This window comes from Prosthecobacter sp. Pr1 (assembly GCF_057652315.1).
Map to the genome: position 1 here is coordinate 27,761 of NZ_JBYFBS010000023.1, position 14,085 is coordinate 41,845.

The 14,085-nt window shown below is 63.1% G+C and carries 1 protein-coding gene (running past one end of the window); it reads right to left on the bottom strand.

Features of this window, described 5'->3' with window-relative positions; translation table 11 throughout:
• Nucleotides 1-14,085 carry the 3' portion of an autotransporter-associated beta strand repeat-containing protein gene (locus AC24GY_RS25935; protein WP_487688999.1) on the bottom strand. It continues 13,203 nt past the right edge of the window, so only the last 14,085 of its 27,288 coding nucleotides appear in the window; the start codon falls outside the window, past its right edge — the gene reads right to left on this strand; the stop codon is at nucleotides 1-3.

Sequence of the window (14,085 nt, forward strand, 5' to 3'; positions counted from 1 at the left end):
TCAGCGGCGCAGGTTATGAGCCCTGCGGCGGCGCAGGAAGAGGGCGGTGAGTCCGAAGAGCATGAGAACCATGCGGCCGGGTTCGGGGACGATGACGACGATGCCGTAGGTGGCGAAGGCGGAGGTGTCCCAGAAGAGGCCGGAGGTGAGCTCGGGAAGGACCAGGTCATTGGCGGTGTCGAAGGCGGAGCTGCCGGATGGGGTGCCGATGCTGCCTGCGGTGCCGGAGCCGACGGAGGACCAGTCCATCAGCTTGAAGATGTCTCCAAAGGCCATGGTGGGAGTTCCTGCGGTCTGAATCAGGACGGTGGGAGTGCCACCGACGCTGGCCCCGAGGCTCACGGTCTGGCCTGCGAGGCTGAGCGAGCTGTAGGTGCCGCTGACGGTGTTCCACTGGGTGTAGATGGAATCGGGTGTGCCAGCTAAAGCCGTGGCGTGCGTGCCGAGGTAAGTGGCGGCCGTCACGTCCGAGCTCCAGCCGGAGTCCAGGGTCACAGCATTGTGATTGCTGGAGGTGACTTCAAACTGGATCTGCGAACCGGAATTGACCGTGAGCGCCCCGGTGAGGGTGAGCGTGCCGGGAGTGCTGCCGGCTGCATCTCCCGGACGGAGAACGCCAACAGTCGAGAGGCTGCCCAAGGTCACCGAACCGACGGACCCGGTGCCGGAGAGCGTGGGAGCGGCGAGCTGGTTCGCCGAAAGAGTGGAAGTGGTCAATGGTGAGCCTGAAACCCCAGAGACGGTGGTCGTGGTGCCCGTGCCTGAGACCGTGACAGCGGAGGAAGAGGCCGAACCGATGCCACCTGAGCCGACCTGCAGATTGCCTCCGGTGACCTGCGTGTCACCCGAGTAAGTATTGGTCGCGGTGAGGATGAGATTGCCGGAGTCTTGTTTGGTCACACCGCCCCCGACTGTCTGCACTGCGGCTGCGATGGTGGTGTCTCCGGTGCCTGCCACGGTGAGGTTCATGCCTTCTCCGGTGATGGTGGAGCCGTTGACGGCGAGGGCGTTGGTGCTGTCGTTGGTCCAGGTTTGTGAGGCGCCGAGAATGACGCTCATGCCGAGGGTGCTGGTTCCTGAGCTGCTGCTGTGGGTGATGCCGCCTGCGCCAATGGTGAGGGTGTTGGAGCTATTGCCGTTGTTGCCGATGGTCACTGCGCCAGTGGCGGAGCTGGTGAAGGTGAGGCTGGCGATGGAGGTGGCGGAGGTGAGGTTGCTCGTGGTGAGATTGGAGGCCACGGGAGTGGTGGTGTTGAAGAACACATTGGTGGTCGCATCCGGTGTGGCCTGGGTGTCCACGTCGCTGGTGGCATCGGTGCGCCAGTTGGTGACGCCACCGGCGTTGTTGGTGCTCCAGCTGCCATCGAGAGCGCCGGACCAGTAGGCCGTGGTGGGAGCCACAATGGAGACGTTCAGCGCGGTCTGCGTGGTGGTGTTCTGTGCGCCTTCGAGTGTCAGGTTGTAGGTCTTGCTGCCCCAGGCGCCGGAGAGTGTGAGGGTTGAACTGGCGAGGGTGAAGTTGTTGGTGCCCGTGCCGGTGAAGCCGCTGCCTGCGGTGATGAGCTGAATGACGCCCGTGGTGATGCCCGTGGCTCCAGTGACAGCGTTGAGATTGATGGTAGCACCGGAGGTGATGGCGGCGCTCTTGGTGACGGTGATCTTGTCAGCGCCGCCATAGACGCCCGAGACGGCGGACACGCTGCCGATGTCAAAGAAGAGGTTGGAGGTGGCGGCCGCCGTCAGGCCGGTCAGCGCGAAGGTGGAACCTTCGAGGATGTTGAAAGTGCCGAGAGCATTGTCGCGCATGTCGAGTGTGGATCCTGCGCTCAGGACCAGGCTGGCACCTTCGGTAGTGATGGTCGTGCTGCCGATATTGATGACCGTGGTAGGAGCGCCGCTGGCCACGGTGGCCATGAGTGAGACACCGGAGCCGACGGTGATCCTGGTATTGCCGAGTGTCGCGAAGGTGCTGCTGCTGCTTGTATTCTGAATCTGCAAGCCGCCTGCGGTACCACCGATGGTGGTGGCCCCGGCGTAGGTATTGGCGCCGGTGAGGGTCTGCAGACCGGTGCCGGTCTTGGTCAGCAGCAGATTACCGGTGACATTCGTGCCGCCCTTGGTGTCGGTAAGAATGCCCGCATAGGTCGTGCTGGTGTTGTCTGCGCCGATGGTCAGCGTGGCCGAGGTGCCGACGACGGAGTTGGTGATCATGCCGCCGGTGGTGGCGGTGTCTCCGGCGAGCGAGCCGAGGGTTTCAGCCTTGCCATTGAGATCGAACGCGGCACCTGCGGCCACGATGAGGGCCGAGGCATCTGGAATGACACCACCCGTGCCTCCCAGCTGCAGCATACCGCCGGAGACGGTGGTGGAGCCGCCGTAGTTGTTGGAGCCGCTGGTGCTGCTGAGGATCAAGAAACCCGCGCCTGCCTTGGTCAGGTTTGTGCCGCCGGTGATCTGACCGCTGATGGTGGCGGTGACCTGCGGGCTGGTGACGGCGATGGTGTGAGCACCGGCAGCGAGGGTCATGGTGTTGACGAGCGTCAGATTGTTCGTGGTGGTCGTGCCGCCGAAGGTAAAGTCTCCGACGACGCTGGTGGCATTGCCAATGCTGCGCGCGGCAGTCCCGGCCAGGATGGTGGTACCGGAGCCGATGGTGATGACGCCTGAGCCGTAAGGTGTGGTGGCTGCGGTGTTGTCGAAGATGACCGTGCCCTGCTCAATGTTCAGGCCGCCGGTCAAGACATTGGCGGTGGCGCCGCTGAGGACGAGCGAGCCCGTGCCGCGCTTTTTGATCGTGCCACCGCCCGTGGTGGTGAGCGGTGCGGAGATGATGAGGCCTTCGGGAGAGAGGCCATTCACGGTGATGACGGGAGCCGCATTCGTCAGCGTCAAACCCGTGCCGCTGATGGTCGGTGTGCTGGCGAGATTGTCATTGGTCACGGTGATGGCGTTGGCGGCGCTGAGATTGAGCAGCGTGGCCGTGGCGACCGTCGGTGTGACCGTGCCGCCGTTGCCATTGAAGGTCAGGCTGGCGAGGGTGTTGGTGCCGAACATCGTCAACGTGCCGCCGCCATTGATCAGCACGCTGGCACTCTGGGCGATCTGATTGGCGATCGTTTCCGTGACCGTTGCGCCGTTGTTGATGACCAGGCTGTAACCCGTGAGGGTGGAGCTGCCGTTCGTGCCCGCACCAGCGGAAATCGAAACGTTGCTGGTGCCATTCGCGCTAGCGTTGCTGAGGGTCAGCGTGCCGGCATTGACCACCGTGCCGCCGGTGTAGGTGTTGTTGCTGGCGCTGGTGATGGTGAGACCCGCCGTGCCGGATTTGACGAGGGTGACCATGTTTCCGCTGACGCCTGCGCTGTAGGTGCCGTTGTCAGCGATGACAAGATTGGAGGCAAGCGTCATGAGGCCGGTGTTGTTGGCATAGATGTCCAGTTCCGCAGCGGTGCCGTTGCCGGAGCCTGCGGTGAGAGTTCCGTTTTGCAGGGTTGTTGTTCCGGTGGTGCCGACGCTGGTGCGCATGATGCCACCAGAAGTGATGGTCAGTTTGCCGGCTCCCAGATCGAGAATCTGCGCTCCGGCGGCGGCCCCGGTCAGTTGCAGGGAGTTCACCGTATTGCCACCTGCGGCGAGGTTGATCGCAGCGGTGATCCCGCTGAACTGGTAGTTGCCGCTGGCGGTGGTGGCAGTTTGCGCGCCGGTGGTGCTGATGACCGTGTAGGCCGCAGCGTTCAGGGCGGAGATGCCTGCGGCGGTGAGCGTGGCATTGCCGGTGGCGGTGGTCGCGGAGGCGTTCTGCGAGATCGTGAACACCGTCGCGCTGCTGATGCCCGTGATGTAGGAGCCGACGGGGATCGCCGTGCCGGTGATCTGCTGGCCGATGATCATGTTGGTGGTGTTCCCCGAGGTGAGGGTCACGGTGTTGCTGTTGAAGGTCGTTGCGACGTTTCCGGTCAGCGTCTGCGCGGTGACGTTGGTGGCCCAGTTGTCATTGGTCGCGGCTGTCGCGCCGACCGTGGCCCAGCCACCGAGCAGGCCGCTGGCGAGCGTGCTGCCATTGAGGCTGTTCACAAAGATCTGCGCGCTGCCGGGCAGGGTCTGGCCAAGAGTCGTGCCACTGAACACGGCAACGGCGCCGGTGCCGATGGTGCGCGTGAGGTTGTCGATAGTCAGCGCCGCAGTGTTGTTGGTGGCGGCCAGAGGAGCGGTGACGGTGATCGTGTTGAGGCCCTGATTGAGCGCCACGCCCGTGCCGGTGCCGATGGTTTCAGCGGTGGATGATTGATTGGCTCCGGTGAGGTTGATGGTGCCGGAGTTCAGGGTGATCGCCGCCGTGTTCGAGATGCGATTATTGCTGGCAGAGAGGCCGCTGTTCACGAGAGAGAGCGTGGCACCGCTGACGGTGAACGCGGTGCTGGCAAGTGAGCCGCTGTCCTGCAGCACAAGGGAGCCGCCCTGCACATTGGTCGTGCCGGTGTAGGTGTTGGCGCTGGTGAGCGTGAGGGAACCAGTGCCCGCCTTGTAGAGATTGATGGCGTTGTTGTCCGCGCCGCCGCCGATCACACCGCCAAAGGTGGTGGCAGTGCCAGAGGAGGTGAAGAGGTTGGCCGTGGTCGCGCTGATGATTGAGCCACCGCTGCCGCCAGCAGTGTTGTTGTTGCTCAGATTGGCCACGGCCTGATCATTGCCATTGAGATCCAGCGTGCCGGCATTGACGAAGAGATTCTGCAGCGTGGCCACGGTGGCCGTGGGCGCGACGAGAAGGGTGTTGGCGAAGCCGCTGTTGAGCTTGAGCACACCGCCATTGATCGTCGTCGGACCGGCGTAGTAGGCGGAGTTGTTCAGATTCAGCGTGCCGCCATCCGCCTTGACCAAACCGCCGGTGGTGCCAAGCAGGAAGGCATTCATGTTGAGGACCGAGGTGCCCGTGACGTGGATTTGGAACTGCACGTTTCCAGAGGTGTTGATGGAACCAGCGTTGATCGTGCTGGTGCCGTCGTAGGTATCGAGGATGCCGCCAGTGTTGAGGGTCAGCAAACTGAGCAGGCCGGTGTTGGTGTAGTTTTGAATGACCGAGCCCTGGGCCGCCTGGCCACCGCCGGTGGAGGTGATACCAAAGGCGGTGTTCAAGGTGAGGCTGTTGAGCGAGGTCGCAGAGTTGTAGGTCTGTGTGGCGCTGAAGTTGCCGAAGTTGGTGGTCAGGCTGCTGGTGAGCGTGGAGGCCAGTTCACTGGTGGCCATGGCGCGCAGGTAGGTGCCTGTGCCGGTGTCTTTCACGAGGAAGCCGGTGCCCGTGCCGGTGGCGGAAGCGTCAGCGATGATGTCCGCGCGGATGGTCATGGTGGTGGTTCCATTGGCGCCGCCGCCTTGAGTCACACCCGTGATGGCCGCGCCGGCCGTGGCACTGAAAGCGCTGGCCGTGGTCATGTTTGCCAGGCCAGTTCCTGTGGTGGTGGACAGGCCGCGGATGAGCAGGCTGCCGCCGCTGGTCAGGGCTTCTGCTGTCAGCGCGGTGGCGGCAAAGCTGGTGTTTCCGCCTGTGCCGCCGTTGAGTGTCAGAATGCCGCCGCCATTGGAGACGGTCAGAGTGGCGATGGTTTCAGCCGTGTTGGTGCTGGCCACGTTGGTGCCGTTCAGAATCACCGTGCCGCCCTGAATGGTCAGCGCCTTGCCACCGAGACGATTGGCCAGATTGCTCAAGGTGTTGTCAAGGGTCAGCGTGCCGGTGGAGGCCACGGTGTTTGCAAAGGAGATCATGCCGAAGGCGCCATTGAGCGTCACTCCGCCCTGATAAACGGTCATGTTGCCGGTGGCGGTGTTCAGATTGGTCAGAGTCAGCGTGCCGTTGCCGATCTTGGTGAGTCCGAGTGAAGTGCCCTGCGCCAGGATGCCATCAAACTGATAGCTGCCACTCGCTCCATTGCCCACGGTAAGGGTCGCCGTGCCCGAGGCGGTGACAAGGCCAGAGCCCGTGAGAGAGCCGATGGTGGTGGCCACACTGGCGATGTCAAAGACGCCGCCTGAACCCACAGACACAGCGCCGGTGAGAGGAAGCGCATTGGCCACACCCATCTGGAGCAGACCGCCGCTGACTGTTGTCGTGCCGGTGTAATTGTTGCCACCGCTGCTGAGTTTCAAAATGCCGTTGCCCGCCTTGCTTAGTCCGGCAGAACCGGAAATCGCGCCGCCAAGCGTGGAGGTGGTCTGCGGGCTGTTGACAGTGATGGTGCGCGTGGTGCTTCCCAGATTGACAGCACCATTGAGGATCACGCCATTGGCGGCCACCATACCGCCGAAGGTGAAGTCACCATTGACCGTCACGTTGTTGGAAACGGTCTGAATGGCGGCTCCGGACTGCAGGGTGGTCCCACCGGCGATCGTCAGCGTGCCGATGCCCAGCGGACCGGTGCTGCTCTGAATGAGCGGAACACCCGCCGCCGTCAGCGAACTGCTGGCGCCAAGGATGAGCGTGCCCTCATTAAGCTGCACGCCGCCATTGAAGGTGCTGGCACCGCCGAGCACGAGCGAACCTGAGCCCGCCTTGATGATGCCTGCCGCCGCGCTGGTGCCGCCGATGAGGTTCTGAATGACATTGTTCAAGATCAGATTGATCGGCGAGAGACCGGAGGTGGTGATGGTGCGGTTCAGGGCCGCGAGCTCCCAGATGGTGGCGTTTGAGAGAGTGGGCGTGCCGCCGTAGTTGTCGTTCACGGCTGTGATGGCATTCGTTGTGCCGCTGAGTACAAAGGTGCCGCCGGTGATGTTGGTAGCGATCTGCGTGCCGCCGGTGCCATTGAAGGTCAGGGAGGCGAAGGTGTTGGTGCCGACGAGGGTCAGCAGGCCACCGTTGCCATTGAAGGTGATATTGCTGCTGGAGGCGATCTGACCATTGAGAGTTTCCGTGACGTTGCCGTTGTTGAGGATCAAATCTCCTGGCACCTGGACGCTGCCCAGAGTGCCGCTCAAGGTCAGTGAGCCTGCGCCCTGATTCACGATGGTCGGGCCGGAGTAGGAATTGGAATAACCGCCCACAGCAGGCGCACCGATGGTGGTGGCCACGTTGGTCCCGGCGGTGACGCCCACGCCCGTGGTGATGGTGAAGGTGGTGGCGCTGGTGATGGCGGTGATGAATTCACCAGCGGGGATGCTGGGATTGCCAGTGACCGGCATGCCGACATAGAGACCACTGGTGCTGGCCACCGTGACGATGGCAGAGCCTGCCGTGGTGCTGGCCTGCACTCCGGTGATGCTGCCGCTGGAGGGATTGAGCGCGGCACCAATGGTGAACGGAGCGGACGAGACGGTCATGAGCGCAGGAACGGAGAGCACAAAGTGCGTGCTGTCGGTGATGCTGCTGACCGTGGCCCCGATGGGGATGCCCGCGCCACTGATACTTTGCCCTGGAACGAGACCGGCAGTGCTGGCCACGGTGACCGTGGCGCTGGAAGCGAGCGTGGCTCCCGCTACCGTGAGGCCCACGGGCTGCAGACCGAAGTACTCATTCGCAGCACCGGTGGCTGTGGCATTCTGGGAGAGGGTGACCATGGTGACGCCCGCGCCCTGAACGATGCCGGTGACCGTGGCTCCCTGAGGGATGCCATTCCCCTGCACCGGCTGACCGATGAACAAGGTAGGCGTGCCTAGAACAGTGATGGTGTTGCTGCCATTAACCGTGCTCGCGGTGAGTGACTGTGCCGTCGGAGCCGTGGCTGCGGTGGTGATCGTGGTGGCCACGCTGCTGCCGGTGCCGGTGGCGGCAGTCGAAATGGTGAACGTGGTCGGACTGGTGATGGAAGTGATGGTCGCACCATTCGGGATGTTGGCATTGCCGGTGATGACCTCGCCGATGTGGAGACCGCTGGTGGATGAAGAAAGCGTCACGACACTGCTACCGGCGGTGGTGCTGGCGAGTGTGCTGGTGGGGGTTGCCGCAGCGATGGCACCAAACAGCACCGTGGCCGCGCTGGTGGGCAATGTCGTGAAGGAACCATTCAGCGTCACGGTGTTTCCCGAGACGCTGGCCACCGTGGTGGCGATGAGCGCACCACCACCGGCAGCGGCGGCTGCGAGGCTCACGTTCATGCCGGGATAGATGACGCTGCCGGCAGGAACGGTGATCGTGTTGCTGGTGAAGCTGCTGTTTGAAATCGTCAACACCTGCGAGGTGGGCAGAGAGAACTGTGTGCTGGCGGCCGTGGTGCTGCCCGTGACGACATTGGCACTGAGGGTATAGCGCGTGGCATCCGTGATGCCGATGATCACCGCGCTTGCGGTCTGCCCCACACCGGCACTGACCACCTGCCCGATTGCCAGACCGGCGGTGCCTGTCACCGTCACGATGTTCGAACCGGTGGTGGTTGCGGTCGTCCACACCGTGGGCAGAACATTGAGCGTCGTGGTGCTGGCACCGGACTTCACGAGCGTGAGCAGGTTGCTGTTGCTGTAGTTGGTGATGGCGCTGTTGATGGTGGCCGTGTTGTTGCCGTAATTGTAAAGAGTGGAGCTCGCGTTGGTGGGAGCTCCGGCGGTGAGACGCCCACCGGCGATGACGCTGGCAGCGCCGTTGGTGAGCAGACCGCCTGAAGCGATGGTGATCGCATCGCCCAAAGTGCTCTGCGTGACGGTGGAAACGGCGGAGATGCGCAGAGAATTGATCGTGCGACTGGTGACGTTGGTGGCGCTCGCGGCGATGGTGATGTTGTCGGTGGCCACACCAGCGGTGAGCGCACTGGCGGAGTAAGCGCCAAACGGATTGGTGCCATTGAGCGAGAGGCCCAGAGCTCCAACGCCCATGGCTCCGGTCACAGGATCAACGGTGGAACGATAGGTGGCGAAGTCTGCGCCGCCCACGACCGCCCAGCCGCCGATGATGCCATTCACCAGAGTCGGTGCAGAAGTGAGGATGATCTGGGAATTGGACGACGCCGAGGCGGGCGAGAGACCATTCATGCCGAGGACGGAAGCCCCGAGCGTACCACCGCCCACGGTGAAGTTGACGGTCGCGGTGCCGCTTTGATTGAGGCTGGCGAGCGTCCAAACCGCAGACCCAGTGCCGGTGGCGCTGGCACCGAAAAGATTCGCGGTGATGATGCTGCCACCGGAGACCAGATTGAGAGCGCCGGCAATGCTCATGGCATCCGTGCCCTGCTTCGATGCAAACGTCAGCGTGCCACCGTTCAGATTGATGACGGAGGAACCTGTGCGCGAAGACAGCGCAGAGAAGCCGGCGTTGTCCAAGGTCAGCGTGGAGTTATAAACGTTGAAGGCACCGCCATTGGTGACCGTGCCGCTGTCCTTCAGGGTCAGCGTGCCGCCGCGGATGTTGGTGGTCATGTTGGCGTTGCGACCATCCGCATTGGTCAGCACCAGATTGTTCGCGCCTGATTTGTCGAGGGTGATGTTTCCGGCAATCGTGCCGAGGAAGGTCGTCGTCGCCGTGCTGGGAATGGTGTAAAGCGTGGCTGTCGTGCCCGAGTTGGTCACTGTGCCAGCACCTCCGGGAAGGGTGTTGCCGTTGGTCTGTGTCAGGGAAGCAATGGCCTGGTTGAAGCCATTGAGATCCACGGTGCCGCCGTTAAGGTTGAGTGCGGCTGTCGTGGCGATGGTGGAGGTCGGGATGACGAGGAGGGTGTTGGCACCGCTGGTGAGATCGAGCTCACCGGCATTCACAAACGTTGCGCCAGTGATAAGGCTGGATTTTTGCAGATTGAGGATGCCGCTGTCTGCCTTCACCAGCGCTCCGCTGCCAAAGAGGTAGGAGTTCACATTGAGTGTGTCCAGCGTGTGGAAGATGAGACCAGCCGAGCCCTGAGTGAGCGCACCGCCGGTGAAGCCGACGTTGCCCGTTTTGGAAACGATGGCCCCGCTGGTCAGTGTCAGCGTATTGAGCGTGCCTGAGGCATTGAAGAGCATGGTGCCGGTGGCAAGACTGGTGGCGTAGTTCACGGCGATGCCACCACCCGTCGAGGTCACGCCACCACCGCTGTTCAGGGTCAGCGAGTTGATGGTGGTCGATGTGTAGAGATTCAGATTTTGCGAAGTGGCAAAGACATTCGATCCGGCGGCGGCATTGGAGACCGTGCCGCCCAGTGCGGTGATGGCTCCGGGAGCGGCCGTGCCGAGGTAACTGCCGGTGGGCGCGAAGTAACCGAGCGCGGTGTCCGCTGTGGTGAGGAGACGGAAGCCGTTGGTGTCCGAAGTGACGAGGCCGGTGCCGGTGCTGTCCGAGCCAATGATGTCGGGACGAATGTTGCCCACCAAAGTAGGCGTGGTGGCGAAGACATTGACGCGGCCCGTGCCGGCTGCAGCACCGCCGAGGATGCCCGTGGTGGAAATAACGAGCGTGCCGGTATTGGTGGCGCTCTGGGCGGTGACGGTCGTGATGTTCACCGTCGTGCCATAGGCGCCCGTGCTTGGCGTGAGATTGAAGAGGCTCTGACCTGCCACGAGGGTCATGGTGCCGAGAGTTTCGGTGAGCGACGCGTTGTTGTTGCCCAGATAGTTCAGCGTGCCGCCCTGGAAATTCAGGATGCGGGTGGTGCCGGAGATCGCCACTGCGCCACCGAGGCGGTTGCTGATTGCGTTGGCGACCGCGCCGCTGTTGTCCAGCGTGAGCACGCCGCCCTGCGAGAGAGTTTCAACCGCGAAGCCGAGCTTGCCAGTGGTGCCGTTGACCGTGACTGTGCCGGCATTCACCAGCAAAGTGCCGCTGATGCCTGCGCTGCTGTCGCCGGTGAGCACCCAGTTGCCGGAGCCGATCTTGGTCACATTGAGCACGCCACCGGTGGAGCCGGTGGTGAAGTAGTCGCTGTTGAACGTTCCCGCGAACGTGCCGCCGGTGCTGTCGCCGGTGACGAGCGTGCCCGCCGTGGCCACGCTGAAGTTCTTGATAATGGATCCTGCGACGCCGGTGATGGTGCCGACTTGCAGATTGGTCTGGCCGCGCATGTCGAGGATGTTGCCGCTGTAGCCGAGATTGATCGTGGTGCTGCCATAGTTGGAGTTTGCGCCGAGGACGATCACACCGCTGGTGCCATCGGTGAAACCGAAGGTGTTCGAGACATAACTGACACCGCCAAACTGAAGTGCACCGGTGCCGGCTTTGAGGATCGTGCCGCTGGAGAGGATGTTGCTGTTGATCGTGAGGCCGAGCTGGTTGTTGCCGTTCACGGCGGCATTGGTGACAGGATCCACCGTGACGGTCGTGCTGCTGGCGAGGCTGAGCAGACCGAGCAGGGCAGGAACCGCGCGCACATCATCGAGACTGGTGGAAGTGATGCCGCCCGTGAGAGTCAGAGTGCCTGCGCCGGTGAGAACGATCGGGCCATTCCCTGCGGTGCCACCGCCCTGGCTGTTGAAGACCAGATTGCCGATGGTTTCATTGAAGCCGTTGAGCGTCCACTGCGCGCCTCCGCGCACGGTCACGGTGGCGGTGTCGGCGATCTGCTGCGAGGACAGATTGACGACTGCGGCGTTGGCAATGGGCATGGAGTCCGTGGCGTTGTTGTTGCCACCACTGATGATCAGATTGCCGGTGATGGCATTTCCCGCGCCAGTGAGGTTGTTCAAGTTCACCACCATGGCGTTCACATAAGCGGTGCCCAGATAGGTGTTGGCTCCGGCGAGTGTCAGCGTGGGTGTGCTGGTGCTCTGGCTCATGCCATCCATGACGAGGTTCAAACCGCCGCTCACGCCGTTGTCGATGATGGCGGAGTTCACCGTGAGAACGTTGGCTCCCACATGCAGGAAGAGTTCTGACTGATCGGAGCCTGCGGTGAGCTGGCCGCGAACGCTCGTGCTGCCGATCGACGTCGCAGCGTTGTTGGTGCCGACGAGCAGGCCGCCGCTGGTGAGCGTCAGCGTGTCGGTGCCAGCGGCGAATGAAAGAGCGCGCGTGGTGCTGAGGCCGTTCCAGGTCAGTGTGTTCACGATGGCGCCGCCGAGCGGCACGGTGATGGCCGTATCTCCAAAGCGCAGATTGCTGGTGCTGGTGGAGGTGGCGAAGCTGGTGGTCTGCATGGCAGCGGTGAGCCCGCGCACGCCGGCGACGGGATCGTAGGTGGCAAACTCAGCATTGGCCGTGGTGCTGGCCACGGTGGAATCCAGCCCGATGACGGTGGCCCAGCCGCCGATGATGCCATTGGTCAAAGTGGGTGCGTTGGTGATAAGAATGGAAGGATTGTCCCCCATGGTGCCGGTGCCGGCATAGAAGTTCAGCGTGGCTCCGAGGCTGCGTGAGAAGCTGCCGGTGATGTTCAAGGTGGCCGTGCCGATGCCCGTCCCTGCCCCGGCGCTGGCGCCCACATCCAGCCGCAGTTCATTTGCCCCGCCGTTCAAAGTGAGATTTCCAAAGGAAGCAGAGCCCGCTGTACCGCTGCGGCTGATGAACTGGAAGGCGCCGCCATCGAGGGTGAGAGGCACGTCTGAGGCGAGGCGATTGCTCATGGCCTGGATGCCGGTGTCGTTCCACTGCAGGACGGCATTGCGGATGAAGATGCCGCTGGTGGCGGAGAGCCTGCCCTGATCGATCAAGGATACCACATTGCCTTGGATCGTGGTGCTGCCTGCGTAGCTGTTGTTGTCACGCATGGAGAGCGTGAAGGCACCGGTCTTGACGAAGTTGATGATGTGCGTGGCGTCTCCGGTGATCTGCCCCGCCCAATCAGATGCGACGCTGCTGGCGACAGTGAGGGTGGAGGCCGTGGTGGAGGAGTTCGTCACGATCCCGCCTGCGCCGGGCAGCACGCCCACGCTGGTGAAGTTGCCGGTGGTCTGCGTGTTGCCATTCAGGTCCAGGGTGCCGCCTGCGTTCACGGTGAGCGCGCTGGCATTCAACGTGGAGGTGAGCGAGGAAATCGTCGGGCCGGTGGTGGCAAGGTAGAAGAGGCTGTTCGTAGTCGCGGACGGAGCGGCGAGTTTCAGCGTGCCCAGATTGATGCGAGTCTGACCGGTGTAGTTGTTCTGCGCCGCGCCCAGGATCAGGGTTCCATTGCCGCTCTTGGTCAGGCCGCTGGGCGAAGGAACGATGATACCGCCCACAGCGGCATTGATGGTCAGCACGGTGGTGCTGCCTGCGGTGTAGATGAGCATTTCACGGACGGCAGCGCCGGCCCCATTGATGGAACCGCCTCCCACAGTTCCAATCGTGGCACTCACCGTGGCAAGGATGCCCCCGCTATCGAGTCCGATATTGCGGCCTGCATTGATCGTCAGTGTCGGATTCACCGCAGTGCTGAAGGTCAGTGAATTGATCACCGTCGAGGTGTAGGCGGTTGCTGTCGTGCCCGCGTAAGCCGCGATGGCGGCGCCAGCGGTGAGCGCCGTCGTCGTGTTGAGCAGGATGTTATTGGAGGCGGTGAAGGTGGTGTCCATTTCGGTCGAGGCCAGCGCACGGATTCCATTCGATCCATTGAAGGCGAAGCTGACGCCCGAGCCGCCGCTACCCGTGTCATCCACAATCATCCAAGGAAGGATGGCGGCGTTTTTCGCGCCGGCGACTCCCGCCTGACCGATGGCCGTGGGCGCGGTGGCGAGCACCACGTTGGTCTTGCCAGGCGTGAGAAGAGTGGCGGTGCCCAGACCGGCACCGCGAACGAGCACAGTGCCCGTGTTGGCCGCACGGGTGATGGTGCCCGTGCCGGTGGTGGAAAGCGCCAGGGTGGAGGTGCCATTCACATCCAGCGTGATCAGATTGAAGCCGCCGGCAATGGTCAGGCTGTTGGCCCCCAGGGATTCATTCTGCGCCGTGATGTTGCCGGTGTTGGCCGTGAGCAGCAGCGAGCCGCCGTTCATGGTGATGGCGTGGGCATTGAGGCGGTTCACCGATGTGGCGCCGAGTCCGGCGTAGTCGAGCTGCAGCGTGTTAGAGGGGGTGAGGCCGGACACCGGACCGCCGTTGATGCTGATGGCCGTGGTGGCTGTTCCCAGAACCGTTGTCGATGTGCCGGAGATCACCACTTTGCCCATGGCCACGGTGAGCCCCGTCAAGGTGGAGGCGGCGGTGACGCCGGTGAGCTTCAGCGTGTTCGCGCCCACCTTTGTCAGGACGGCGCTGCCGGTCACCTGCGCGCCCAGCGTGAGATC